This window comes from Kocuria dechangensis, assembly GCF_014636775.1.
GTDB lineage: Bacteria > Actinomycetota > Actinomycetes > Actinomycetales > Micrococcaceae > Kocuria > Kocuria dechangensis.
In genome coordinates this window covers 106,866-131,332 of record NZ_BMEQ01000007.1, presented here as the reverse complement: position 1 = coordinate 131,332, position 24,467 = coordinate 106,866, and the positions used below count along the sequence as shown (strand labels likewise).

Here is a 24,467-nt window from a genome sequence, read left to right as displayed (position 1 = left end):
GATCCTGAGGAGCCCGTCATGACAGCCGTCCCCTTCCGCCCCGTGCCCGGCGGCGTCCCGCCCGGCCGGCACCGGAGCGTCCCTTCCCCGTGTCCGCTCCCGGCCGACGACGGCGTCGTCACCGCCGAGACCGCTGTCCTGCTGCCCGCGCTCGTCCTGCTGCTGGCCGCCCTGCTCGCGGCCGGGGCCTCCGGCATGACCCTGATCCGCTACGAGGAGGCGGCGCGGGCCTCCGCCCGGGCCGCGGCGCGCGGCGAGGCCTCCGCGGTCGTCCGTGCCACCGCCGCCCGTGTCGCCGGGGACAGCGCCGCCGTGCGCCTGGGGCAGGACCGCGGGACGGTCACGGTGACCGTCTCCGGCCCGGCGCCGGGGATCCTCGGCACGTGGGGCGGCTGGGAGCTCCGCGCCGAGGCCTCCGCCTCGACCGAGGGGGCCGACTCCTCGGCCGGGGCCGGTGGCTGAGCCCGCCGGTCCCGGCCGGCCCTCGGCGGAACCGGGGCCGCGGGGGCGAGGCAGGGAGAGGGGTGGGGACAGGGACGGGGACACGGGCAGCGGCAGCGTGCACGCGCTGACCCTCGCCATGGTCCTGGGCGCACTGCTGCTCGCCGTGCTGATGCTGGCCCAGGCGGGGGTCGCGGCGCACCGGGCGGGCAAGGCCGCCGACCTCGCCGCGCTGGCCGCCGCGGACACGGCCCGCGGTCTCGTGGCGGGCGATCCGTGCGGGACGGCCGCGCGCGTGGCCCGGGACAATGGAGCCGAGCTGGTCGTGTGCCGCCTGGTGGAGCCGGAGCGCGTGGTGGTGGACGTGCGCACCGCCGTCGACCTCGCCGGCCCCCTGGCCCGGCTCGGCCCGGCCACCGGGGTCTCCCGGGCCGGCCCGCCGGAGGCCGCCGATGCCCCGTGAGCGCTCAGCCTCCCGGCGCGTCCCGCAGCAGCGCGTCGATCAGCTTCACGGCGCCCTGCTTGTCCAGGGGGTTGTTGCGGTTGCCGCACTTGGGGGACTGCACGCACGAGGGGCACCCGTGCTCGCACTCGCAGGAGGTGATCGCGTCCCGGGTGGCGCGCAGCCAGCCCACGGCGGTGCCGTAGCCGCGCTCCGCGAAGCCCGCGCCGCCGGGGTGCCCGTCGTAGACGAACACGGTGGGCAGCTCCGTGTCGGCGTGCAGCGCCGTGGACAGCCCGCCCACGTCCCACCGGTCGCACGACGCCACGAGGGGCAGCAGGCCGATCGCCGCGTGCTCCGCGGCGTGCAGCGAGCCGGGCACGTCGGGCTCCTCGATCCCCGCGCCGGCCATCACCGGCTGCGGCACGGTGAACCACACGGACTTCGTGAACAGGTCCCGGGCCTCCAGCTCCAGCGGCTCCTCGCCCAGCACCTCGTTGGAGATCACGGCCTTGCGCTGGAAGGACACGACCTTCGTCGTCACCTGGACCTGCCCGAAGTGCACCGTGACGGGCCCCCAGCATTCCGCGCGCTCCTCGGCCACGACGCTGACCTGGGTGACGTCCCGGGCGGTGGTGTAGAAGTCGGGGTGCGCGCGGGTCACGGCGGCGTAGTGGTCGGCCTCGTTGAGCTCGTCCACGATGTAGGTGCGGCCCTGGTGCACGTACACCGCCCCGGGATGGGCCTGGTAGTGGGACTGTGGGGAGTCCATCGTGCCGAGCACCAGGCCGGTGCCCGTCTCGATGATGCGGATCGGCCCTCCGCCGTCGGACCGGAGGGAGACCATGCCCGCCGCGGACTCCGCACGGGTCCAGAACCATCCGGTCGGTCGGCGGCGCAGGTGCCCGGCGCGCGCCAGGGACTCGAGGACCTCGGCCGCCGTGGGCCCGAAGGCGGCGACCTCCTCCGCCCGCAACGGCTGCTCGGCCGCCGCCGCGCACAGGTGCGGGGCCAGGACGTACGGGTTGGAGGGGTCGAACACGGTCGCCTCGACGTCCACGTCGAAGATCGCCTCCGGGTGGTTCACGAGGTAGGTGTCGAGGGGGTCGTCGCCGGCCACGAACGCGGCCAGCGCCTCCTGCCCCGCCCTGCCGGCGCGGCCGATCTGCTGGAAGAACGACGCCCTCGTGCCGGGCCACCCGGCCACGACCACCGCGTCCAGGCCCGCCACGTCGATCCCCAGCTCGAGCGCGGACGTGCTGGCGATGCCGAGCAGGCGGCCGTCCCGCAGCGCCTCCTCGAGGGCCCGCCGCTCCTCGGGCAGGAAGCCGGAGCGGTACGCGGCCACCCGGTGGGCGAGCGAGGCGTCGACCTCCTCGAGCTGGCGGTGGGCGATCTGGGCGATGGTCTCCGCCCCGCGCCTGGACTTGATGAACGCGATGGTGCGGACCTGGTGCAGCACGAGGTCCGTGAGCATGTCGGCCGCCTCGGCCACGGCGGTGCGGCGCACGGGGGCGTCGTTCTCGCCGACCCCGCCCGTCGGCTCGGGCTCCCACAGCACCACGGTCACGGGCCCGTGCGGGGAGAAGTCCGTCGTCACCGGCGTCACCTCGGCCTCCGGGGCGCCGATGAGCCGGGCGAAGGAGGCGTGCGGTGCGGAGGACGTCGCGGACGCCCCGACGAACACCGGGTCGGCCCCGTACCTCCGGCAGATCCGGCGCAGCCGCCGCATGAGGTTGGCCACGTGGGAGCCGAAGACCCCACGGTAGGAGTGCGCCTCGTCGACCACCACGTACTTCAGCCGGCGGAAGAACCGGGACCACCGCGCGTGGTTGGGCAGCACCCCGTAGTGCAGCATGTCCGGGTTGCACAGCACCACGTCCGCGTGGTCGCGCACCCACCGGCGCTCGGCCGGGTCCGTGTCCCCGTCGTAGGTCGCGGCGCGCAGGGTGGGCAGGCCGAGGGCCTCCAGCCCCCCGAGCTGGTCCACGGCCAGGGCCTTGGTGGGGGAGAGGTAGAGAGCGGTCGCCTCGTCGGGGTGGTGGATCATGCCGGGGTTCGCCAGCGCCGCGAGCCGGCCGCGGTGCACGGCGTCGGCCACGGGCGCCTGGTACGCGAGGGACTTCCCGGACGCGGTCCCGGTCGCGACCACCACGTGGCGGGGCGCGAGCATCGCCTGGACCTGGTGGAGGTAGGGCCGGTGCACCCCGAGCCGCTCGTACGCGCCCACGACGTCCGGGTGCAGGTGCTCCGGCCACGGCGCGGTGACCGCGTCCCGGTCCGGGATCTCCCGGACGTGCCGCACCTGCTCCGGCGCGTCGCCGCGGCCGAGCAGGGGGATCAGGGAGGCGTGGTCGGAGGACAGCACCGGTTCATTGTGCCACCGCCGCCCGGGAGGCCCCGCCCGCGGGGTCCGGGGCGGCGGGCTCCGGGGCGGAGGCCCTGGAGGGCGGTCAGGAGCTCCGCGCCCGGGTGGGCCCCGTCAGCGCTGCGCCGCTGGTCCGGCGGTGCACGCGGGCCTCCCAGGGGCGCAGGAGGAACGGGTCCCGCGCGGAGCCGTCGGCGGGGAGATTGGTCAGCAGCACCTCGGTCCCGGCCCACGCGTCGGCGTCCGGGAGGTCCGGGCGGACCTCCCGCCCCGAGACGTTGGCGACCACCAGCAGCTCCACCTCTCCCAGGCGCCGGGTGAAGGCGTAGACCTGCTCGTGGTCCGGGACCAGCATCGTGAAGTCGCCGTGGACGACCACGGGCTCGGTGTGCCGCAGCCCGATCAGGCGCCGGTAGTGGTGGAAGACCGAGTCCGGGTCCGCGTGCTCCGTCTCGGCGTTGACGACGTCGTGGTTCGGGTGGACCGGGATCCACGGGGTCCCGGTGGTGAACCCTGCGTTCTCCCCGGCGGTCCACTGCACGGGGGTGCGGGCGTTGTCCCGTCCCGTCCAGCGCAGGCCCGCCAGCACCGCCGCCGGATCGGTCCCGGCGGCCACGGCGTGGCGGTAGTGGTTGATCGACTCGATGTCGCGGAAGTCCTCGATGGCGGTGAACGGGGCGTTGGTCATGCCCAGCTCCTCGCCCTGGTACACGTAGGGGGTGCCCCGGTGCAGGTGCAGCAGCGTCGCCAGGCAGGTCGCCGAGGCGACCCGGTGGGCGGGACCGTCGTCGCCGAAGCGGGAGACCACGCGGGGCTGGTCGTGGTTGTTCCAGTACAGGCTGTTCCAGCCCACCTCCTCCAGGCCCTCCTGCCAGCGCCCCAGCGAGGCCTTCAGATCCGTCAGGCGCAGCGGGCGGGGATCGAACTTGCCGCCGGGGCCGTGGTCGAGGCCGACGTGCTCGAACTGGAAGACCATGTCGACCTCCGCGCGGGCCGGGTCGGTGAACAGCCGAGCCTCCTCCACGGTGACACCGGGCATCTCGCCCACGGTGATGAGCTCGGCGCTCCGGTGCGCGAAGACCTCCCGGTGCATCTCCTGGAGGAACTCGTGGATGCGGGGCCCGCAGATGTAGGAGTCCGACCCGTCGCCGTATGGCGAGCCGGGCACGGGACGGCCGTCGTGCAGGTGCCCGTCGGCGGTGACGTCCTTGCTGATCATGTTGATCACGTCCATCCGGAAGCCGTCGACCCCGCGGTCCAGCCACCAGCCCATCATGGCGTAGACCGCCCGGCGGACCTCGGGGTTCTCCCAGTTGAGGTCCGGCTGCTTGCGGGAGAACAGGTGCAGGTAGTACTCGCCGCTGTCCTCGTCGAGTTCCCACGCGGAGCCGGAGAAGAAGCTGTGCCAGTTCGTCGGCTCCGCACCGGGGGCGCCGGCCGCCATGCCCGGCCGGGGCTTCCGCCACCAGTACCAGTCGCGCTTGGGCGAGTCCGGGGACGAGCGGGACTCGACGAACCAGGGGTGCTCGTCGGAGGTGTGGTTGACCACCAGGTCCATCACCAGCTTCATGCCCCGGTCGTGCACCGCCGCCAGCAGCTCGTCGAACTGCTGGAGGGTCCCGAAGACGGGGTCGATGTCCTGGTAGTCGCTGATGTCGTAGCCGTTGTCGTCCTGCGGGGACCGGTAGACGGGCGAGAGCCACACGACGTCCACGCCCAGGGCCTGCAGGTGGTCGAGGTGGGCGATGATCCCGCCGAGGTCGCCGATCCCGTCACCGTCGGAGTCGGCGAAGGACCGGGGGTAGATCTGGTAGACGACGGCGTCGGACCACCACGCCGGGGCCCGTCCGGCTCCGCCGCCGGCCCGGTGCCCGGCCGGCCGGCCGGAGAGGTCGTGCTGCTGGGGGCTGGTGCTCATCTGACTGCTCCTCGGGTGATGCCGGAGCCCCAGCCTATGCGGGAGGAGCTCAGGAGGGGCCCGCCCGGCCCATGGTTCCGACGGTCTCCTCCAGCGAGCCCCGTGGCACGCGGTCGTGCAGCGGTCGAGCCTGTTCCCGGAGGGGGCGGGTCCTCGCGGTGGTCACGGAGGAGACACGCGTCACCTCCGGAGGGACCGCGTGCCAGAATGGCGCCATGAGCAACCCCATGAACATCTCCGGGCACAACCCCGAGAAGGAGGCGCAGATGCACCGGCCTCCGGTCACGGAGCTCACCGCCGAGCAGTGCTGGGAGCACCTCTACAGCGCCCGCTTCGGCCGGATCGCCACCATGGACGGGGACGAGATCGAGATCACCCCGATCAACCTCGTGGCCGACGACGAGAAGATCTACTTCCGCACCGCCCAGGGCACCAAGCTGCTGCACCTGATCCTCAACGAGCACGTGGCCGTCCAGGTCGACCACGCCCAGGGCGGGGAGGCGTGGTCCGTGATCGTGCGCGGCACCGCCCGCCTGCTCACCGACCCCGAGGAGACCCGCCGCGTGGACGAGCTGCCCCTGCGGCCCTGGCTCGAGACCACCAAGCTCGAGTACGTCGAGGTCACCCCCGTCAAGGTCACCGGCCGGCTGTTCCACCTCGGCCACTGACCCCGCGCGGTGACCGGGGCCGGCCCGCGGCTTGTAGCCTGGGTCGGTGGCCCAGCACCGGATCGTCCTGCACTACGTCTTCACACCCCTCCCCGACCCCGAAGCGGTCGTGCTCTGGCAGCGCGCCCTGTGCGAGGGGCTGGGGCTGCGGGGACGGATCATCGTCTCCCCGCACGGCCTCAACGGCACCGTGGGCGGTGAGGTCGGCGCGGTCAAGCAGTACGTGCGCACGACCCGCTCCCACCCCGGCCTGCGCGACATGGTGTTCAAGTGGTCGGACGGCTCCGCGGAGGACTTCCCGCGGCTGTCGGTCAAGGTCCGCGACGAGCTCGTCTCCTTCGGCGCGCCCGGCGAGCTGGAGGTCGACGAGCACGGCGTGGTCGGGGGCGGCACCCGGCTGCGCCCGGCGGAGGTCGACGAGCTGGTGGCCCGCCGCGGCGAGGAGGTGGTGTTCTTCGACGGCCGCAACGCCCACGAGGCGCGGATCGGCCGCTTCCGCGGCGCCGTGGTCCCGGACGTCGCCCACACCCGGGACTTCGTGGCCGAGCTGGACTCCGGCAAGTACGACCACCTCAAGTCCCGGCCGGTCGTCACCTACTGCACCGGCGGGATCCGCTGCGAGGTGCTCTCCGCCCTGATGCGCCGCCGAGGCTTCGAGGAGGTCTACCAGCTCGACGGCGGCATCGCCGAGTACGGCCGCGAGCGCGGGGACCGGGGCCTGTGGGAGGGCTCCCTCTACGTCTTCGACCGCCGCATGCACGTGGAGTTCTCCCCCGAGGCCGTCACGATCGGGAGCTGCGAGCGCTGCGGGGCCCCCGCCAACAGCTTCGTCAACTGCGCGGACCGGACCTGCCGCGCGCTGGTCCTCGCGTGCCCGGGGTGCCTCGACGAGCACCCGGACCTCACCTGCCCCACCGGGTGCGGCACCGCCCCCGACGACGAGGTCCAGCACGACCTCCACCACGACCCCCAGCACGACCCGCAGCACGACGCGCGGCGGACGAGGAGCAGCAGATGACCACGGACGCCCCCGGGTTCTCCCGGGTCCCCGGGACCCCGGTCTCCGACGACCCTGCCCTGCTGGCCGCCCTGCACGCGGGCCTGCGCCGCACGGGCTTCACCCACGACGGCGTGGCGCAGCTGCTCGGGCCCGCCGCGACGGCGGCGCTCGAGCGGGACCAGGCCGTGCCGGCCCTGCGCGTGCTCGAGCCCCTGCTGGAGACGCCGGGGGAGGGCCGAGGCCTGGCCGGCGTCGTCGTCCTGTTCCTGCTGGGCCGCCCCGTCCACGGGGAGGTCCTCGCGGACGCCCTCGCCCCCGTGACGCCCGGGCAGCTGGTCCGGCTGGGGCTCGTCGAGGAGACGGCCGGGGGCCTGAGCGCCGTCGTGGACCTGCGCCCGTACGCCGCCGACGACGGCACGGAGCTGTACGTGGCCAGCGACCCCGGCGCGGCCCAGCGGCCGGGCGTGCTGCGCCGGGACCACGTGCTGGGCATCGGCCAGGCCTCCCTGACCCTCGCCCAGACCACCGACCGCCGACCCGTCGGCCGCGCCCTGGACCTCGGCACGGGCTGCGGGATCCAGACCTTCCACCTGCTCGCCCACGCGCGCCGCGTCACCGCCACCGACGTCTCGGACCGGGCGCTCGGCTTCACGCGGTTCAACCTCCTGCTCAACGCGGCGGCCCTCGGCATCGACCCGGAGCGGCCGGAGGACCGGGTGGACCTGCGGCTGGGCTCCCTGCTCGAGCCGGTGCGCGGCGAGGAGTTCGACCTGGTGGTCTCCAACCCGCCGTTCGTCATCACCCCGCGCCCGGCGGGGGAGAGCCCGGAGGACCGCTTCACCTACCGGGACGGCGGCCTGCCGGGGGACCGGATCGTGTCCACGCTGGTCCGCGGGCTGCCCGGGGTCATGGCCCCCGGGGCGACCGCCCACCTGCTCGGCAACTGGGAGGTGCTCGGCCCGGAGCACGCCGACGGCGAGCCCGTGCCCGCGGCCGGCCGGTGGATGCGCCGCCCCGGCGAGTGGGTGCCGGAGGGGATCGACACGTGGTGGATCCAGCGCGAGCTCGTCTCCCCGGAGGAGTACGCCGAGACCTGGCTGCGGGACGCCGCCGAGCAGCGGGACCGGGAGCACTACGAGCAGGCCTACCGCGCCTACCTCGACGACTTCGCCGCCCGGCGGGTCGAGGCCGTCGGCTTCGGGATGATCCGGCTGCGCCGGCCCGCGGCGCAGCGCTCCGGCGACGGCGCGCTGCGCCGGTTCGAGCACGTCCCGCACCCGGTCCAGCAGCCGCTGGCTCCCGCGCTCGCCGCCGCGTGGGCGCGCGCCGACTGGCTGGCGGAGCACCCCGGGGACTGGCTGGACGCCCACCTCGTGGCGGCCGAGGACGTCACCGAGGAGCGCCACCAGCGCCCGGGCGCCGAGCACCCCGGGGTGATCCTGCTCCGCCAGGGCGCCGGCCTGCGCCGCACCGTGGTCCTGAGCAGCGAGGCGGCCGGGTTCGCGGGCGCGTGCGACGGCGAGCTGAGCGCCCGCCAGATCCTCGGCGCCCTCGCCGCCCTCCTCGGGTGGGAGGGCGACGAGGCCCCGCGCCTGGAGGCCGAGGTGCGCCGGCTCGTCGTCGACGGCTTCCTGGTCCCCGAGCCCGGACCCGCGGCGTAACAGAGGTTACGCGGACGTAGGAGGCGGGTGTCGCCGGGGCCGGAGTGGAAGACTGGGGGCATGAGCATCGGTGAGAACCTCAACCCCATCAAGAACCTCGACCGGGAGACCGTCTGGCAGCTCCTGGAGAAGCACCCGTACGGCCGCCTGGCGGTGGAGGCCGCCGGCCTCGTGGACATCTTCCCGGTGAACTACGTGGTGCACCAGCACAAGCTGTACTTCCGCACCGCCCAGGGGACCAAGCTCTCGAGCCTCATCGTCAACGACCAGGTCGCCTTCGAGATCGACGAGGTCTCCGAGGACCACGTCGTGCGCTCCGTGGTGGTCCACGGCAAGGCCCGCCGGCTCGAGACCCGCGCGGAGATCGACGCCGCCGAGGAGCTGCCGCTCAAGCCGTGGGCGCCCACGCTCAAGTACAACTACGTGGTGATCGACGTGGAGAACGCCACCGGCCGCGAGTTCACGATCGGCGAGGAGCCCGAGCGCTTCCCGGTCTGAGCAGCGCGCCCGAGCCGTGAGCCCGCCGGCCCGGTCCCCGGCGCCGGCGCAGAGCCCGGGTCCGCGACCGCCGTGGTCCACCGTGTCCGTTCCGGCGCGGTGGACCACGGCGGTGACGCGTTATGGTGGAGCGCAACGGCGGGTGCGACGACGCCCGACCGTCCGACCGACGCCCAGCAGCGCCGCGGCCCGCGGACCGCAGCAAGGAGTACCGTGCCAACGAAGGCCACCAGGAGCCCGGGAACGGGCAAGAGCCTGCTCATCGTGGAGTCCCCCTCCAAGGTCAAGACCATCGCGGGGTACCTCGGCGACGCCTACGAGGTCGAGTCCTCGATGGGGCACATCCGCGACCTCCCCCAGCCCTCCGAGCTGCCCGCAGAGCTCAAGAAGGGCCCCTACGGCAAGTTCGCGGTGGACGTCGAGCACGGCTTCGAGCCGTACTACGTGGTCAACCCGGACAAGAAGAAGAAGGTCACCGAGCTCAAGCGCAAGCTCAAGGACGCCGACGCCCTCTACCTCGCCACCGACGGCGACCGCGAGGGCGAGGCCATCGCGTGGCACCTGCTGGAGGTGCTCAAGCCGAAGGTCCCCGTCTACCGGCTGACCTTCCCCGAGATCACCCGCGAGGCCATCGAGCGCGCGTTCGGCGAGCTGCGCGAGCTCGACCAGGACCTCGTCGACGCGCAGGAGACCCGCCGCATCCTCGACCGGCTCTACGGCTACGAGATCTCCCCGGTGCTGTGGCGCAAGATCGCCTCCGGCCTGTCCGCGGGCCGCGTGCAGTCCGTCGCCACCCGCCTCGTCGTCGAGCGGGAGCGCCAGCGCATGGCGTTCGTGCCCGCCGACTACTGGGACCTCAGCGGCGAGTTCGCCCGCACCGAGGGCGAGGACGCCGGGGTGTCCTTCAGCGCCCGGCTCTCCTCCGTGGACGGCAAGCGGGTGGCCGGCGGCCGCGACTTCGGCGACGACGGCGTGCTCAAGAGCGACCCCGCCAAGCTCGCCCACCTCGACGAGCAGGCCGCCCGGGAGCTGGCCGCCGGGCTGGAGCAGGCCGCGTTCGCCGTCCGCTCGCTCGAGACCAAGCCCTACACCCGCCGCCCCGCGGCACCGTTCACGACCTCCACGCTGCAGCAGGAGGCCGCGCGCAAGCTGCGCTTCACCTCCCGCACCACCATGCAGGTGGCGCAGAAGCTGTACGAGAACGGCTACATCACCTATATGCGGACCGACTCCGTGGCGCTGTCCGACCAGGCGGTCAAGGCCGCCCGGCGGCAGGCCTCGGAGCTCTACGGCACGGAGTTCGTCCCCGGCGCCCCGCGCGTCTACAGCTCCAAGTCGAAGAACGCGCAGGAGGCCCACGAGGCCGTGCGCCCCGCGGGGGACTCCTTCCGCACCCCGGCGCAGGTCCGCAACGAGCTCTCCGCGGACGCGTTCAAGCTCTACGAGCTGATCTGGAAGCGGACCGTCGCCTCGCAGATGGCCGACGCCAAGGGCTCGACGGCCACGGTGCGGCTGGGCGCGACCTCGTCCTCCGGGCGGGACGCCGAGTTCTCCGCGTCCGGCACGGTCATCACCTTCCGCGGCTTCCTGGCCGCGTACGAAGAGGGTCGGGACGAGGAGCCCGCCGAGGGCAAGGACGGCAAGGACGGGGACAAGCGCCTGCCGCGGATGGGCGAGGGCGACGCCCTAACCGCCGCCGAGGTGCAGGCCGACGGCCACCGCACGTCCCCGCCCCCGCGCTACACCGAGGCGTCCCTCGTCAAGGCGCTCGACGAGCTGGGCATCGGCCGTCCCTCCACCTACGCCGCCGTGATCTCCACGATCATGGACCGCGGCTACGTCCGGGTCCGCGGCTCCGCGCTGATCCCGTCCTGGACGGCGTTCTCCGTGGTGCGCCTGCTCGAGGAGCACTTCTCCGACTACGTGGACTACGACTTCACCGCGGAGATGGAGGAGGGGCTCGACCGGATCGCCCGCGGCGAGGAGGACAGCACCGACTGGCTCCAGGACTTCTACTTCGGCTCCAAGGGGCACGAGAACGGGCTCAAGCCCATCGTCGACGACCTCGGCGAGATCGACGCCCGCGCGATCAACTCCATCCCCGTGACGCCGGACATCACCCTGCGGGTGGGCAAGTTCGGCCCGTACCTCGAGGTCGCCGGGACCGTGGACCCGGCGACGGGGGAGATCACCGAGCCGGTGCGCGCCAACGTGCCGGAGGACCTGGCCCCGGACGAGCTGACGCCCGAGAAGGCGCGGGAGCTCATCGAGACGGGCCGGGCCGACGGCCGCGAGCTCGGCCGCGACCCCGCGACCGGGCGGACGATCATCGCGAAGGACGGCCGCTACGGCCCCTACGTCACCGAGGTGATCCCCGAGCCCACGGCCGAGGAGCTGGCCGCCCTGCCGGTCGAGTACTACAAGAACGGCAAGCCCAAGCCCCCGAAGAAGCCGGTGAAGGAGAAGCCCCGCACGGGCTCCCTGCTGTCCTCCATGACCCTGCAGGACGTGACGCTCGAGGACGCCCTCAAGATCCTGTCCCTGCCGCGGGTCCTGGGCACCGACGCCGAGGGGGAGGAGATCACCGTGCAGAACGGGCGCTTCGGCCCCTACCTCAAGAAGGGCTCCGACTCCCGCTCCCTGCAGTCCGAGGAGCAGCTGTTCACGATCACCCTGGACGAGGCGCTGAAGATCTACGCCCAGCCCAAGCAGCGCGGCCGCGGCACGGCCAAGCCGCCGCTCGCGGACCTCGGCACGGACCCCATCACGGAGCGGCCCATGGTGATCAAGGACGGCCGCTTCGGCCCGTACGTGACCGACGGGGAGACCAACGTGACGGTCCCGCGCTCGGAGAGCATCGAGCAGATCACCCCGGAGCGGGCCAGCCAGCTGCTCGCCGAGAAGCGCGCCAAGGGCCCCGCGCCCCAGAAGACGACGCGCGCGGCGGCCAGGCCGGCCGGGGCCAGGTCCTCCGCGAAGAAGGCACCGGCGAAGAAGGCGCCGGCGAAGAAGCCGACGGCCAAGAAGCCGGCCGGGGCCGGGACCAAGGGCTGAGCCTCCCGCACCCGCGCGGCAGGGCCACGGTATCGAAGGAGCACACAGCATGCGGCTCGGAGTCCTCGACGTCGGATCGAACACCGTCCACCTCCTCCTCCTGGACGTCTACCCGGGCTCGCGCCCGGAACCGTACGCGTCCCACAAGATGCCCCTGCAGCTGGTCCAGCACCAGGACGCGGCGGGCGACATCACCGACGCCGGCCGGGACGCCCTGACCGACTTCGTGATCGAGGCCCGGGACTTCGCGGCGGACGCCGGCGCCGAGGACCTCCTCGCGTTCGCGACCTCCGCGATCCGGGAGGCCGGCAACGGCGAGGACGTGCTCGACCACGTCCAGTCCCGCTCCGGGGTCACCCTCACGGAGCTCGCGGGGGACCAAGAGGCCGCCATCACGTTCTTCGCGGTGCGCCGCTGGTTCGGCTGGGGAGCGGGCGCCATCCTGGACCTCGACATCGGCGGCGGCTCCTTCGAGATGGCCCTGGGCACCAACGCCCTGCCCACGGTGGCCACGTCCGTGCCGCTGGGCGCGGGCCGGCTGACCCGGGCGTTCGTCGCCGGGGACGTCGCCACGCCCCGGGAGATGAAGGCGCTGCGCAAGCACGTGCGCGGCGCGCTCAGGCCGGCCGTCGAGAAGGTGCAGGCGGCGGGGGAGCCCACCTTCGTGGCGGGGACGTCCAAGACCTTCCGCTCCCTGGCGCGGATCTGCGGGGCGGCCCCCTACGACATGGGCCCGTACGTCCGGCGGACCCTGCACGTCGAGGACCTGCGGCTGTGGGGCCGGCGGATGGAGGCGATGACCGTGGCCGAGCGCGCGGAGCTGCCCGGCGTCTCGCCCACCCGCGCCGCCCAGATCCTGGCCGGCGCGGTGGTGGCCGAGGCCGCCATGGACGCCTACGGCATCGAGTCGCTGCACATCTGCCCGTGGGCGCTGCGCGAGGGGCTCATCCTGCGCCGCCTCGACCAGCTCAACAGCAACAACGACGTCCGCACCGTCAACCCCAAGCACCTGGTGGGCACCGCATGAGCGAGCAGCCGGGCACGCCCGAGAACACCGCACCCGGGAACACCTCACCCGAGAACACTGCCCACGAGAACGCCGCCGGCGAGGACCGCACCGCCGGGCCGTACCGGCCGCACGTGGCCCTGTCCACGAGCTCCCTCTACCCCCTGGGGGTCCCCGAGACCTTCGAGGCGGCCGTGGAGCTGGGCTACGACAGCGTCGAGGTGCTGGTCACCCACCAGCGGATGAGCCAGCTGACCCACGAGCTGCAGGAGCTCGTGCAGCGCCACCAGCTGCCCATCTCCACGATCCACGCCCCCACGCTGCTGCTGACCCAGCAGGTGTGGGGCAAGTCCTGGACCAAGATCCAGATGGCCGCGGCCCTCACCGAGCAGGTGGGCGCGGAGGTCGTCGTCGTGCACCCGCCGTTCCGGTGGCAGCGCAAGTACGCGTCGAACTTCGTGGAGGGCGTGCGCGTGGTCTCGGAGGCCACGGGCGTGAAGATCTCCGTGGAGAACATGTACCCCTGGCGCGTCGGCGGGCGCGACGCCGTGGTCTACGCCCCGCACTACAGCCCGCTGGGGCAGGACTACGACTGGGTGACGTGGGACTTCTCCCACGCCGCGACCGCCCGGATGGACTCGCTGGCCGCCGTCAAGGAGCTCGGTCCCCGGCTGGGCCACGTGCACCTCACGGACGGCTCGGGGGAGACCACCTCGGACGAGCACCTGCTGCCCGGCCACGGCGTGCAGCCGGTCGCCGAGTGCCTCCAGCACCTCGCCGCCACCCGGTGGCAGGGCGTGATCGGCGTGGAGGTCTCGACCCGCCGCTCGAGCAGCCCGGAGGAGCGCACGGCGTGGCTCGCCGAGTCCCTCGAGTTCGCCCGCCGGCACACCACCCTGCCCGACCCCGCCCCCTGACCCGCGCGCTCCGGACCGTCCCGGAGCCCCGCCGCGACGACCCCTGTCACGACGCCCCTGTTGTGACGACCCTGTGACGAGAGGACCCCATGACCCCCGTGCTCGCCTTCCTCGGCTGCGGCTCCATGAACGGATCGATCCTGCGGGGGGTGCTGGCCTCGGGCGTGCCCGTCGACCGGGTCCGGGCCACGGTCCGCTCCGCCGAGAGCGCCCGCCCCCTCGAGGAGCAGACCGGTGTGCGCCCGTACGTCACCGGCGAGGACCCCGAGGCCAACCGCCGCGCCGCGCGCGAGGCCGACGTGGTGCTCCTGGGCGTCAAGCCCGTGGGCGTCCTGGAACTCGCCCGCGAGATCGCCCCCGCCCTGCGCCCCGGCACCGTGGTGGCCTCCGTCGCGGCCGGGATCTCGATCGCCGCCCTGGAGCGCGCCCTGCCCGAGGGCCAGCCCGTGGTGCGCACCATGCCGAACACCCCCTCCAGCGTGCGGCGCGGCGTCGTCTCCGTGACGCCCGGCTCCGCCACGACCCCCGAGCAGACCGCGGCCGTGCGCCGCGTGCTCGAGGCCGTGGGCACCGTCGTCGAGGTCCCGGAAGAACACGTGGACGCCGTCACCGGCGTCTCCGGATCCGGGCCCGCCTACGTGTTCCTCCTGGCGGAGGCCCTCCAGCAGGCGGGGGAGCGGATGGGCCTGCCGGCCGACGTGGCCCGCGTCCTGGCCCGCGAGACCGTCTCCGGTGCCGGGGAGCTGCTGCGGCCCGAGGACGCGGACCCCGCCGCGCTGCGCCGGGCCGTCACGAGCCCCAAGGGCACCACCGACCGGGCGATCCGCACGTTCCAGGAGAACGGCTTCGAGGACCTCGTGGCGGCCGCCGCGCAGGCCTCCGCGGACCGCTCCGCCGAGTTGACCCGGGAGCTCAGCGGCGACTGAGCCGCCGCGCCGGTGCCCGGCCCGGACGGGGTCCCGGCACCGCGTCAGGGGTCCCGCCGGGGCCCCGGCGGGGCCGTGGCCTCAGGGGCGTGCCGCGAAGCGCTCGAGCAGGTCCACGTGGCCGGAGACGATGAGCAGGTCCCGGGAGGTCACCTTCGTCTCCGGGCGGGCGTAGGTGAAGTCCTCGCCCGGGGACTTCACGCCCACCACGGTCACGCCGTACTTGGACCGGACGTTGGACTCGCCCAGCGTGAAGCCCTGCACCTCCCGCGGGGGGTACATCTTGACGATCGCGAAGTCGTCGTCGAACTCGATGTAGTCCAGCAGCCGCCCGGAGACCAGGTGCGCGGTGCGCCGCCCGGCGTCGGCCTCCGGGAAGATCACGTGGTGCGCGCCGATCCTGGAGAGGATCTTGCCGTGGGCCGGGGTGATCGCCTTGGCCCAGATCCGGCTCACCCCGAGGTCCACGAGGTTGGCCGTGATCAGGACGCTGGACTCGATGGACGTGCCCACGCCCACCACGGCGGAGGTGAACTCGGCGGCGCCGAGCTGGCGCAGCGCGTCGATGTCCGTGGCCTCCGCCTCGACCACGTGGGTGAGCTGGCCCGAGAGCTTCTGCACGAGCTGCGGGTCCCGCTCCACGCCCAGCACCTCGCGGCCCTGCCGCACGAGCTGGAGGGCGGTGGCCGTGCCGAAGCGGCCGAGACCGATCACGAGGACCGGGATGCTGTGGGACGAGCGGTCAGCCAATGATGGGCCTTTCCTCGGGGTACTTGTACAGGCGGCGGCGGGAGCGCAGGGCCAGGGCCGCGGCCACGGTGGTGGTGCCGATGCGGCCGACGAGCATGATCGCGGACAGGACGTACTTGCCCGCCGGCGGCAGCTCGCCCGAGAGCCCCACGCTGAGCCCGCACGTGGCGTAGCCGGAGATCACCTCGAACAGGACCCGGTCCAGCGGCTCCCCGGAGAGCGACACGAGGATCCCGCAGCCGACGAGCACGACCGTCGCGCCCATCATGATCACGGAGATCGCGATGCGCAGGGCGTCCTCGGGGATGGTGCGATAGAACGCGATGACGGCCCGGTCCCCGCGGGCCTCCGCGAGGATCGCGAGGAAGACGACGGCGAGGGTGGTCACCTTGATGCCCCCGGCCACGGACGCCGGGCCGCCGCCGGCGAACATCAGCGCGTCCGTCAGGAGCAGGGTGACCGGCTCGAGGCTGTTCATGTCCACGAGGTTGAACCCGCCCGAGCGGACCATCACCGAGTGGAAGAAGCCCTCGAAGATCTTCTCGCCCACGGGCCGGTCCTGCAGCGTCTCCGGGTTGGACCACTCGAAGGCCAGGAACAGGGCCCACCCCACGAACAGCAGGACGGTGGTGGTGACCAGCACCAGCTTGGTGTTGAGGTTCCACCGGGAGAAGCGCAGGCCCGTCTGCCGCAGCACCAGGACCACGGGGAAGCCCAGGGAGCCCAGGAGCACGCCCAGGGCGATGGGCAGGAGGATCAGCGTCGCGTCCGTGTAGGGCACCAGGCCGTCGGAGTGCGGGGTGAAGCCCCCGTTGTTGTACGCGGAGACCGCGTAGAAGACGCCGTGCCACAGGGCCGTCAGCAGGGGCTCGCCGGCGACCAGGAAGCCGATCGTCAGCACCGTGGCCAGGACCGCCTCGATCGAGACGGACATGATCACGATGATCTGCAGCAGGGAGCCGACCTCGCCGAGGCGCCCGATGTTGAGGGCCTCCTGGGTGATCAGCCGGGACTTCAGGCCGAGCTTCCGGCCGATGGCCAGGGCCAGGATCGAGGTCATGGTCAGGGTGCCCAGCCCGCCGATCTGCATCGCCACCAGGATCACGAACTGGCCGAAGAACGACCAGTTGGTCGCGGTGGAGACGGTCGTCAGGCCGGTGACGGTGACGGCCGAGGTCGCCGTGAACACGGCGTCCTCGAGCGCCGTGCGCACCCCCGGCGCCGAGGAGACGGGCAGCCACAGCAGGAACGAGAACAGGCTCACCACCGCGGCGAAGGAGAACACCGCCAGCCGTGCGGGGGAGCCCGCCGCGATGCGGTCCACGAGGTCGCGCAGGGACGCGAGGAACCAGAAGCGGCCCCGCTCCTCGCTGGTGACCCAGGGACTGCGCCGCGGAATGCTCAAGGTCCCTCCTCAGCGGGCCGGCAGGCCGTCCCGGCACCGGCCCGGACGGGTGCGGCGGGGGCCGCGACCGCTGACAGTATCCCACCGATGCCCCGCGGCACGGACGATCCCCACGGTCACCGGCGCCCGGTTCCCACAGGTGTATGTTGTGGCACATGCCCCTGGAAGAGGCTCTGCTGCGCGCCCGGATCCGTCGGCTGACGCGACGCTCCCGGCTCCGGCCCTCGAACCGCCGCCTGCCCCGGCAGTTCCGGCGCAGCACCGATCCCCGGGAGGTCACGCCGGCGCGGACCGCGCAGCTGATCATCACCGCGTTCGGGGTGGCGCTGGTGGCCGGCACCGTCCTCCTCCTGCTGCCGGGCGCGAGGACCGGCGAGGGCGGGGCGACGGTGCTGGAAGCGGTGTTCACCGCCACCTCGGCGATCTGCGTCACCGGACTGGTCGTGGTGGACACCCCCACCTACTGGACGCCCTTCGGTCAGGCCGTCATCCTGGCCCTGATCCAGATCGGCGGGTTCGGGGTGATGTCCTTCACCACCGTCCTGGGGATCCTGCTGGCCCGCCGGCTGGGGCTCAAGGCGCGGATCCTGAGCTCGGCGGAGACGAAGCACCCCGGCTACGGGGACATGCGCCGCGTGCTGCTGCGGATCCTTGCCACGACGGCCGTGATCGAGGTGGCCGTGGCCGCGGCGCTGGCCCTGCGGTTCCACGCCGGCTACGACTACGGCGTGGGCCGGGCGGTGTGGCACGGGGTCTTCCACGCCGTCTCGGCGTTCAACAACGCCGGCTTCGCCCTGTACTCCCTGTCGATCATGGACTTCGCCGCCGATCCGTGGATCAACCTCCCCCTCATCGTCGCCGTGGTCCTGGGCGGGCTCGGCTTCCCGGTGCTCTACCAGCTGCGCAAGGAGTGGCGCCTGCCCCGGCGCTGGACCCTGAACACCCGCCTGGTGCTGTTCGCGAGCCCGATCCTGCTGCTGGGCGGCACCGTCTTCCTCTGCGCGGTGGAGTGGTCCAGCCCCACCACCCTGGGGCCGATGGGCACGGGCGAGAAGCTGCTGGCGGGGTTCTTCCAGTCCACCGTCGCCCGCACCGCCGGGTTCAACAGCATCGACGTCTCGGCCATGCACCCCGTGTCCTGGCTGGGGCTGGACATCCTCATGCTCATCGGCGGCGGCCCGGCCGGCACGGCCGGCGGGCTGAAGGTCACCACCTTCGCGGTGCTGGGCTACATCGCCTTCACCGAGATCACCGGCGGGTCCGCGGTGAACGTGCTGGGCAAGCGCCTGCCCCGCTCCGTCCAGCGCCAGGCCATCACCGTGGTCGTGCTGGCCGTGGGGGCCGTCGTCACCGGCACCATGGCGCTGATGCTGATGCACGAGGACCTGGGCCTGGACCGGGTGCTGTTCGAGGCCGTCTCCGCCTTCGCCACGGTGGGCCTGTCCACGGGCATCACCGCGGAGCTGTCCGGACCGGGCCAGCTCGTGCTCGTCGCTCTGATGTTCCTCGGCCGGCTGGGCCCGGTGACCGTCGCCACCGCCACAGCCTACCGGCACCGCCGACTGCTCTACGAGCTGCCCGAGGAGCGCCCCCTGATCGGCTGAGCGCCGCCGTCCCCCCAGCGCGCTAGACCCAGAACTTTCAGACCCAGCGCTCCCAGATCCAGCATTCCCAGACCCAGCATTCCGTCCCGCTTCCGACCGGAGGTCCCCGATGTTCCCGTCCCGTCCTGCCCCCTCGGCACCCCGCCGACCCACCGGCCGCCGCGGCACCGGTCCCGGCGCCGTGGCCGTCATCGGCCTCGGCCGCTTCGGCAGCGCCCTGGCCCTGGAGCTGATGCGCAACGGCGCCGAGGTGCTGGGCATCGACACCGACGAGGACGTCGTCCAGGAGCTCAACGGGCTGCTGACCACCACGGTGCGGGCCGACGCCACGCAGGAGCAGGTGCTGCGCCAGCTGGGGGTCGACGAGTTCGACAAGGCGGTGGTCGGGATCGGCTCCGACGTCCAGGCCAGCATCCTGGTGTCCTCGCGGCTGCTGAAGTTCAGCCACCCGGAGATCTGGGCCAAGGCCATCACCGGACCCCACGCCGAGATCCTCGAACAGCTCGGCGTCCACCACGTCATCAGCCCCGAGCACGACATGGGGATCCGTGCGGCCCACCTCATCCAGGGCCGGGTCCTGGACTTCGTGACCATCGACGAGGGCTTCGCGCTGATCCGCTGCCCGGCGCCGGAGGCGATCCAGCAGCGACCGCTGGACACCCTCGACGTCCGGCGCACCTACGGGGTGTCCGTCGTCGCGGTCCGCCGCCCCCACGAGGCCTGGGACGCCACCGAGCCCGGGACCGTGCTCTACGACAACGACCAGATCCTCGTCACGGGCCCCACCGGCAAGGTCGAGGCGTTCAGCAACCTGGACTGACACCGGCTCGGGGCGGACACAAAGAGCGGGGAGCGACGTCCGCGCGGTCCCGCCGGCGGCGCAGGTGGTCTAATGGCCGTGTGACCTCAGCGACATCCGGCAGCGGCGCCCCGTATCCCACCCGCCTGTACTGGGACCCGGCCCTCCTCGAGTACAACTTCGGGGACCACCACCCCATGCACCCGTCCCGCCTGGACGTCACGTACCGCCTGGTCCGCGAGTTCGGCCTGGACCGCCAGGACAACGTCGTGGTGGAGGCGCCCGAGGTGGTCCCGGACGAGGTGCTGCACCTGGTCCACCCGCGGTCCTACGTCGACTGCGTGCGGGCGGTCAGCGCCGACCCGTCCCTGCACCTTCCCGAGTGCGGGCTGGGCACCGACGACACCCCCGCCTTCCCGGGGGTGCACGAGGCCAGCGCCCGGCTCGTGGGCGGCACCTACCAGGGCGCCGCCGCCATCCTGGCGGGGGAGGCCGTGCACGCCGTGAACTTCGGGGGCGGGATGCACCACGCCTTCGCGGAGAAGGCCAGCGGGTTCTGCATCTACAACGACTGCGCCGTGGCCGTCCAGCACCTGCTGGAGCAGGGCGTGCGGCGGGTCGCCTACGTGGACGTCGACGGCCACCACGGGGACGGCACCCAGTCGATCTTCTACGACGACCCCCGCGTCCTCACGATCTCCCTGCACGAGACGGGCCTGACCCTGTTCCCGGGCACGGGCTTCGCCAACGAGACCGGCCGCGGGGACTCCGTGGGCACCTCCGTCAACGTCGCGATGCCCACCCGGTCCGACGACTCCATGTGGCTGCGGGCGTTCGACGCCGTGGTCCCGCCCCTGCTGCGCCAGTTCCGGCCGGAGGTGATCGTGAGCCAGCACGGCTGCGACTCCCACTTCGCCGACGAGCTCACCCACCTGCGGGTCAGCGTGGACGCCCAGCGGCAGACCGCCGTCGCGCTCGCGGGCCTCGCCCACGAGCTGTGCGAGGGCCGGTGGATCGCCACGGGCGGCGGCGGGTACAACTGCTACGACGTGGTGCCCCGGTCCTGGACGCACCTGGTGGCGGTGGCCGCCGGCCACCCGATCGACGTGACCACGCCGGTGCCGCAGCCGTGGCGCGAGCACGTGCGGGAGAGGTACGGCACGGAGGCCCCCCGAGTGATGGGCGACGAGGTGGACCTGTGGTGGCGCTCGTGGGAGGTCGGATTCGACCCCAACGACGAGACCGACCGCACCATCATGGCCACCCGCAAGGAGATCTTCCCCACGTGGGGACTGGACCCCTGGTACGACTGAGCTCCGCTCCGGGCGGCCCCGCGGACACGGGCCGGGGCGCGGGAACGTGCCGCTCCGGTGCCCCGCGGGGCATCCCGTTTACAGTGATCGAATGGCCAACGACGTTTTCGCGGTGATCGCCGACAAGACCCGTCGGGCGATCCTCACCGCGCTCAAGGACGGGGCGCGGCCCGTGGGAGACCTCGTGGCCGAGCTCGGCGTCTCCCAGCCCACCGTCTCCAAGCATCTGAAGATTCTGCGCGAGGCCGGTATGGTGTCCATGGAAGCACGGGGGCAACGACGCCTCTACGCCGTGGAACCGGAGCCCCTGGCCGCAGTCACCGACTGGGTCCAGGATGTCGTCGGCGGCGCCGCCCACGCCCCGGCCACCCCGGAGCCCACGACGGCGCCCGAGCCCACGACCCCCGCGACGACGCCGGTGACCGAGCAGGTCCCCGAGCCCGGGACACCGGAGCCCGAGCCGGCGACGGAGCCCGGGACAGCGGAGTCCGAGCCGGTGCCGGTGACCCCGGCGGCCGTGCCGGTCGCCGCACCGGTGCCCGTCCCGCGGCAGGCCGCCGGGACCGGGCCCGGGCACCCTGCGGGCGCGACGCCCGGTCGACCCGCCCGGGGGGCGGGGGCACGAGCGGCGGATCTGCTCTCCACCCTGTCGGGGCTCAGGCGCCGCGGCAGGCAGCAACGGCGGCGGTGACCGCCGCACCAGAGACCCCAACGAGGAGCACCATGCACGAGGACCTGATCCCCATCCGCCAGGCCGTACTCGCCCGCAACCCGGGCGAGGCCGAGTTCCACCAGGCCGTGGACGAGGTCTTCGAGTCCCTCGGCCCCGTGGTGGCACGCCACCCCGGGATCCTGGAGTCCGCGGTGCTCGAGCGGATCTGCGAGCCCGAGCGCCAGATCATCTTCCGGGTGCCGTGGACCGACGACCAGGGCCGCGTGCACATCAACCGCGGCTTCCGGGTGGAGTTCAACTCCGCGCTGGGCCCCTACAAGGGCGGCCTGCGGTTCCACCCGTCCGTGTACCTGGGCATCGTGAAGTTCCTCGGCTTCGAGCAGATCTTCAAGAACGCCCTCACCGGCATGCCGATCGGCGGCGGCAAGGGCGGGTCGGACTTCGACCCGAGCGGGCGCTCGGACGCCGAGGTCATGCGCTTCTGCCAGTCCTTCATGACCGAGCTCTACCGCCACATCGGCGAGTACACCGACGTCCCCGCCGGGGACATCGGCGTGGGCGGCCGGGAGATCGGCTACCTGTTCGGGCAGTACAAGCGGATCACGAACCGCTACGAGTCCGGCGTCCTGACCGGCAAGGGCCTCAGCTGGGGCGGCTCCCTGGTGCGCCCCGAGGCCACCGGCTTCGGCACCGTGATGTTCGCCCAGGAGATGCTGCGCACCCGCGGGCAGTCCTTCGACGGCCAGACGGTCCTCGTCTCCGGCTCCGGCAACGTGGCGATCCACGCCATCGGCCGCGCCCAGAAGCTCGGCGCCACGGTCGTCACCGCCTCCGACTCCAGCGGCTACGTGGTGGACCCCGACGGGATCGAGCTCGACCTGCTGCGCGAGGTCAAGGAGGTCGAGCGCGGGCGCATCTCCGAGTACGCCGAGCGCCGCGGCGGCCGGGCCCGCTTCATCGCCAAGGGCTCCGTGTGGGAGGTCCCCGGGACCGTGGCGCTGCCCTGCGCCACCCAGAACGAGCTCGACGGCTCGCACGCCAAGAAGCTGCTCGACCACGGCGTCATCGCGGTGGCCGAGGGCGCGAACATGCCCACGACCGCCGAGGCCACCCGCCTGTTCCAGGACGCAGGGGTGCTCTTCGGCCCCGGAAAGGCCGCCAACGCCGGCGGCGTGGCCACCTCCGCGCTGGAGATGCAGCAGAACGCCTCCCGCGACTCGTGGACCTTCGAGTACACCGAGGAGCGCCTCGCCCGGATCATGACGTCGATCCACGACGACTGCGCCGCCACGGCGGAGGAGTACGGCATGCCGGGCAACTACGTGGCCGGCGCGAACATCACCGGGCTCATGAAGGTCGCCGAGGCCATGATGGCCCAGGGCCTCATCTGACCCCTTCCGGGCCCGGCCGACGCCGGGCCCGGAAGCCCTCCCCCCCGTCCGCCCCCCGACACGTAGGTCCCGCGATCGCCCCCAACGTCCCGCGAACGTCCTACCCTGGAGACTATGGCAACGCATCGACAGGTCCTGCAGTGGCTGGAGAACGAGCTGTTCGACGGCAACCTCGTGCTGGGCCAACAACTGCCCTCGGACCGCGACCTCGCGGCCATCCACGGTGTCTCCCGCAACAACATGCGCGAGGCGCTGAAGACGCTCGAGTCGCAGGGCATCGTCCGGCTCTTCGACGGGCCGCGCAAGTCGATCCTGCCGATGCTCGTGCGCGAGCCGGCTGCCTCCGCCGGCCCCGCCCTGCAGCTGCACATGGCCACCTCGGACTATCCCCTGCGGGACATCGTCCAGACCCGGGTGCTGCTCGAGACGTGGGCGCTGGAGCGCGCCGACCCGGCGCACCCGGCCATGGAGGAGCTGCGCGCGCTGCTGGGCCAGATGGGCCGGGAGGACCTGTCCCTCAAGGAGTTCCACCACCTCGAGGTCAGCTTCCACATCGCCCTGTGCAAGACCGCCGGCAACTCGGTGGTCTCCGCCCTGATGACCTCGCTGCGGGACTCCATCTACGAGTACACGATGGCCCTCGTGGGCCACGTGCCGCTGTGGAGCGCGACCGCCGAGCGGCTGCGCGCCGAGCACCAGGCCATCTACTCGGCCCTGGCGGCGGGGGACCGCAGGCTGGCCGCCCGGCTGGTCGCCGAGCACATCGAGTACCAGTACCGGGAGGCCGGCGTGGACCCCGACCAGGAGCAGCGCACCCCCGGACCCGCTCCGGACGCGCCCACGGAGCTGCCCGCGCACCTGGAGGACGAGCCGGAGGAGAGCCCCGCGCGGGTGCCGCGGAGCGCCTGAGCCCGGCCCGGCGGGCGCCGGCCGCCGGCCGAGTGCGGCAATTTCCCCGCAAGACGGTAGGGTGTCAGTGAACGTTTGCCCGGCCGTCACCCGTCCGAGGGCCGGCACCCGTCGTGCCCGCCCGACGCGCGGAGCGCCCGGGGGACACCACCGAGACATGAAGATGCGAGGGATCCTATGGGTTCAGTGATCAAGAAGCGCCGCAAGCGGATGTCCAAGAAGAAGCACCGCAAGCTCCTGCGCAAGACCCGTCACCAGCGCCGCAACAAGAAGTGAGCCTGCGCTGAGACCGCCACCAGGGCCGTCGTCCCCACCGGGACGACGGCCCTGGTGCCGTTCCGGGCCCCGGCGGGCGGGGTCACCGCGCCGTCGAGGGTGCGGTGAAGCGCGGTCGAGGGCGCCGTCGTAGCATGGGCGCATGAGCTCACCAGCCCCGCCCGTCGTGACCCTCCTCACCCGCCCGGGCTGCCACCTCTGCGAGGCGGCCCGCGAGTCCGTGGGGCGGGTCACCGCGGGTCTCGGCCTCGACTGGCAGGAGGTCGACGTCGATACCGACCCCGAGCTGCTGCGCCGGCACGCCGAGGAGATCCCCGTGGTCATGGTCGACGGCGTCCCGCGCGACTTCTGGCGGATCGACGAGCGCCGGCTGGAGCGGGTGCTGCGCGAGCGCCTGGCGGGCTGAGCAGGGTCCGCCGCCGCCGGCTTTTTGGGGCTCCGCCCCCCG

22 protein-coding genes are annotated in these 24,467 nt (G+C 73.1%); 18 read left to right on the top strand and 4 right to left on the bottom strand.

The genetic code is table 11. From position 1 onward, the window contains the following. The first annotated feature begins 18 nt into the window (after positions 1-18). Both IEW07_RS08925 and IEW07_RS08920 read left to right on the top strand, forming a co-directional pair. Complete coding sequence (locus IEW07_RS08925; protein WP_229741682.1) at positions 19-462, top strand: TadE family type IV pilus minor pilin; 444 nt, start codon at positions 19-21, stop codon at positions 460-462. Between the two features lie 97 nt (positions 463-559). Then, positions 560-904 (top strand): Rv3654c family TadE-like protein, encoded by a 345-nt coding sequence (locus IEW07_RS08920; RefSeq protein ID WP_371870221.1) that lies wholly within the window; start codon positions 560-562, stop codon positions 902-904. Positions 905-908: 4 nt separating this feature from the next. On the opposite strand, the gene IEW07_RS08915 is transcribed toward IEW07_RS08920, so the two are convergent. Both IEW07_RS08915 and IEW07_RS08910 read right to left on the bottom strand, forming a co-directional pair. Further along, positions 909-3,251 (bottom strand): DEAD/DEAH box helicase, encoded by a 2,343-nt coding sequence (locus IEW07_RS08915; RefSeq protein WP_188536369.1) that lies wholly within the window; start codon positions 3,249-3,251, stop codon positions 909-911. Positions 3,252-3,336: 85 nt separating this feature from the next. Beyond that, positions 3,337-5,169, bottom strand: a complete 1,833-nt coding sequence (locus tag IEW07_RS08910) for a glycoside hydrolase family 13 protein (RefSeq protein ID WP_188536367.1) — start codon at positions 5,167-5,169, stop codon at positions 3,337-3,339. A 215-nt stretch (positions 5,170-5,384) separates the two neighbouring features. On the opposite strand from IEW07_RS08910, the gene IEW07_RS08905 reads away from it, so the two are divergent. From IEW07_RS08905 to proC, 8 genes are all read left to right on the top strand, one after another. Continuing rightward, positions 5,385-5,837: a pyridoxamine 5'-phosphate oxidase family protein gene (locus IEW07_RS08905; RefSeq protein ID WP_229741681.1), complete on the top strand. Its 453-nt coding sequence runs from the start codon at positions 5,385-5,387 to the stop codon at positions 5,835-5,837. Between the two features lie 46 nt (positions 5,838-5,883). Next, positions 5,884-6,855 carry an oxygen-dependent tRNA uridine(34) hydroxylase TrhO gene (trhO, locus tag IEW07_RS08900; RefSeq protein ID WP_229741679.1) on the top strand — a complete coding sequence of 324 codons (972 nt, stop codon included), beginning with the start codon at positions 5,884-5,886 and terminating at the stop codon, positions 6,853-6,855. Further along, positions 6,852-8,498: a DUF7059 domain-containing protein gene (locus IEW07_RS08895; RefSeq protein WP_188536366.1), complete on the top strand. Its 1,647-nt coding sequence runs from the start codon at positions 6,852-6,854 to the stop codon at positions 8,496-8,498. Before trhO ends, IEW07_RS08895 begins: the two co-directional genes overlap by 4 nt. Before the next feature lie 60 nt (positions 8,499-8,558). Continuing rightward, entirely contained in the window at positions 8,559-8,996 is a 438-nt protein-coding gene (locus tag IEW07_RS08890) for a pyridoxamine 5'-phosphate oxidase family protein (protein WP_188536364.1), read from the top strand. Positions 8,997-9,209: 213 nt separating this feature from the next. Then, entirely contained in the window at positions 9,210-12,050 is a 2,841-nt protein-coding gene (gene topA, locus IEW07_RS08885; RefSeq protein ID WP_188536362.1) for a type I DNA topoisomerase, read from the top strand. A gap of 49 nt (positions 12,051-12,099) precedes the next feature. After that, on the top strand, positions 12,100-13,077 hold the full coding sequence (locus IEW07_RS08880) for a Ppx/GppA family phosphatase (protein WP_188536360.1): 978 nt from the start codon (positions 12,100-12,102) through the stop codon (positions 13,075-13,077). Beyond that, positions 13,074-13,973, top strand: coding sequence for a sugar phosphate isomerase/epimerase family protein (locus IEW07_RS08875; protein ID WP_188536358.1), 900 nt, complete (start codon positions 13,074-13,076; stop codon positions 13,971-13,973). Before IEW07_RS08880 ends, IEW07_RS08875 begins: the two co-directional genes overlap by 4 nt. 89 nt (positions 13,974-14,062) lie before the next feature. Further along, positions 14,063-14,899 (top strand): pyrroline-5-carboxylate reductase, encoded by an 837-nt coding sequence (gene proC, locus IEW07_RS08870; RefSeq protein ID WP_188536356.1) that lies wholly within the window; start codon positions 14,063-14,065, stop codon positions 14,897-14,899. A gap of 81 nt (positions 14,900-14,980) precedes the next feature. Here proC and IEW07_RS08865 read toward each other — a convergent pair whose 3' ends face one another. Next, positions 14,981-15,649 carry a potassium channel family protein gene (locus IEW07_RS08865; protein WP_188536354.1) on the bottom strand — a complete coding sequence of 223 codons (669 nt, stop codon included), beginning with the start codon at positions 15,647-15,649 and terminating at the stop codon, positions 14,981-14,983. Continuing rightward, on the bottom strand, positions 15,642-17,054 hold the full coding sequence (locus IEW07_RS08860; RefSeq protein ID WP_188536352.1) for a TrkH family potassium uptake protein: 1,413 nt from the start codon (positions 17,052-17,054) through the stop codon (positions 15,642-15,644). The genes IEW07_RS08865 and IEW07_RS08860 overlap by 8 nt, the downstream gene beginning before the upstream one ends. Before the next feature lie 155 nt (positions 17,055-17,209). Here IEW07_RS08860 and IEW07_RS08855 point away from each other — a divergent pair, with 155 nt between their 5' ends. The 8 genes from IEW07_RS08855 (at position 17,210) to IEW07_RS08820 (ending at position 24,425) form a co-directional block, all read left to right on the top strand. Then, complete coding sequence (locus IEW07_RS08855; protein WP_188536350.1) at positions 17,210-18,658, top strand: TrkH family potassium uptake protein; 1,449 nt, start codon at positions 17,210-17,212, stop codon at positions 18,656-18,658. A gap of 109 nt (positions 18,659-18,767) precedes the next feature. Then, on the top strand, positions 18,768-19,478 hold the full coding sequence (locus IEW07_RS08850; RefSeq protein WP_188536348.1) for a potassium channel family protein: 711 nt from the start codon (positions 18,768-18,770) through the stop codon (positions 19,476-19,478). Positions 19,479-19,558: 80 nt separating this feature from the next. After that, positions 19,559-20,770: an acetoin utilization protein AcuC gene (locus tag IEW07_RS08845; RefSeq protein WP_188536346.1), complete on the top strand. Its 1,212-nt coding sequence runs from the start codon at positions 19,559-19,561 to the stop codon at positions 20,768-20,770. A 91-nt stretch (positions 20,771-20,861) separates the two neighbouring features. Next, complete coding sequence (locus IEW07_RS08840) at positions 20,862-21,461, top strand: ArsR/SmtB family transcription factor (protein WP_188536344.1); 600 nt, start codon at positions 20,862-20,864, stop codon at positions 21,459-21,461. Between the two features lie 32 nt (positions 21,462-21,493). Continuing rightward, complete coding sequence (gene gdhA, locus IEW07_RS08835) at positions 21,494-22,834, top strand: NADP-specific glutamate dehydrogenase (protein WP_188536342.1); 1,341 nt, start codon at positions 21,494-21,496, stop codon at positions 22,832-22,834. 114 nt (positions 22,835-22,948) lie between these two features. After that, positions 22,949-23,743 carry a FadR/GntR family transcriptional regulator gene (locus IEW07_RS08830; protein WP_188536340.1) on the top strand — a complete coding sequence of 265 codons (795 nt, stop codon included), beginning with the start codon at positions 22,949-22,951 and terminating at the stop codon, positions 23,741-23,743. Between the two features lie 177 nt (positions 23,744-23,920). Continuing rightward, positions 23,921-24,019, top strand: coding sequence for a 30S ribosomal protein bS22 (locus tag IEW07_RS08825; RefSeq protein ID WP_005504750.1), 99 nt, complete (start codon positions 23,921-23,923; stop codon positions 24,017-24,019). A gap of 142 nt (positions 24,020-24,161) precedes the next feature. Then, positions 24,162-24,425 (top strand): glutaredoxin family protein, encoded by a 264-nt coding sequence (locus IEW07_RS08820; RefSeq protein WP_188536338.1) that lies wholly within the window; start codon positions 24,162-24,164, stop codon positions 24,423-24,425. Positions 24,426-24,467: the final 42 nt, after the last annotated feature.

What these genes read in the sequence shown, in the direction of transcription:
- IEW07_RS08925 (WP_229741682.1), top strand. Translation starts at nt 19, where the DNA reads ATGACAGCCGTCCCCTTCCGCCCCGTGCCCGGCGGCGTCCCGCCCGGC.
- IEW07_RS08910 (WP_188536367.1), bottom strand. Translation starts at nt 5,169, where the DNA reads ATGAGCACCAGCCCCCAGCAGCACGACCTCTCCGGCCGGCCGGCCGGG.
- IEW07_RS08905 (WP_229741681.1), top strand. Translation starts at nt 5,385, where the DNA reads ATGAGCAACCCCATGAACATCTCCGGGCACAACCCCGAGAAGGAGGCG.
- IEW07_RS08895 (WP_188536366.1), top strand. Translation starts at nt 6,852, where the DNA reads ATGACCACGGACGCCCCCGGGTTCTCCCGGGTCCCCGGGACCCCGGTC.
- IEW07_RS08890 (WP_188536364.1), top strand. Translation starts at nt 8,559, where the DNA reads ATGAGCATCGGTGAGAACCTCAACCCCATCAAGAACCTCGACCGGGAG.
- IEW07_RS08880 (WP_188536360.1), top strand. Translation starts at nt 12,100, where the DNA reads ATGCGGCTCGGAGTCCTCGACGTCGGATCGAACACCGTCCACCTCCTC.
- IEW07_RS08875 (WP_188536358.1), top strand. Translation starts at nt 13,074, where the DNA reads ATGAGCGAGCAGCCGGGCACGCCCGAGAACACCGCACCCGGGAACACC.
- proC (WP_188536356.1), top strand. Translation starts at nt 14,063, where the DNA reads ATGACCCCCGTGCTCGCCTTCCTCGGCTGCGGCTCCATGAACGGATCG.
- IEW07_RS08855 (WP_188536350.1), top strand. Translation starts at nt 17,210, where the DNA reads ATGCCCCTGGAAGAGGCTCTGCTGCGCGCCCGGATCCGTCGGCTGACG.
- IEW07_RS08850 (WP_188536348.1), top strand. Translation starts at nt 18,768, where the DNA reads ATGTTCCCGTCCCGTCCTGCCCCCTCGGCACCCCGCCGACCCACCGGC.
- IEW07_RS08840 (WP_188536344.1), top strand. Translation starts at nt 20,862, where the DNA reads ATGGCCAACGACGTTTTCGCGGTGATCGCCGACAAGACCCGTCGGGCG.
- gdhA (WP_188536342.1), top strand. Translation starts at nt 21,494, where the DNA reads ATGCACGAGGACCTGATCCCCATCCGCCAGGCCGTACTCGCCCGCAAC.
- IEW07_RS08830 (WP_188536340.1), top strand. Translation starts at nt 22,949, where the DNA reads ATGGCAACGCATCGACAGGTCCTGCAGTGGCTGGAGAACGAGCTGTTC.
- IEW07_RS08825 (WP_005504750.1), top strand. Translation starts at nt 23,921, where the DNA reads ATGGGTTCAGTGATCAAGAAGCGCCGCAAGCGGATGTCCAAGAAGAAG.
- IEW07_RS08820 (WP_188536338.1), top strand. Translation starts at nt 24,162, where the DNA reads ATGAGCTCACCAGCCCCGCCCGTCGTGACCCTCCTCACCCGCCCGGGC.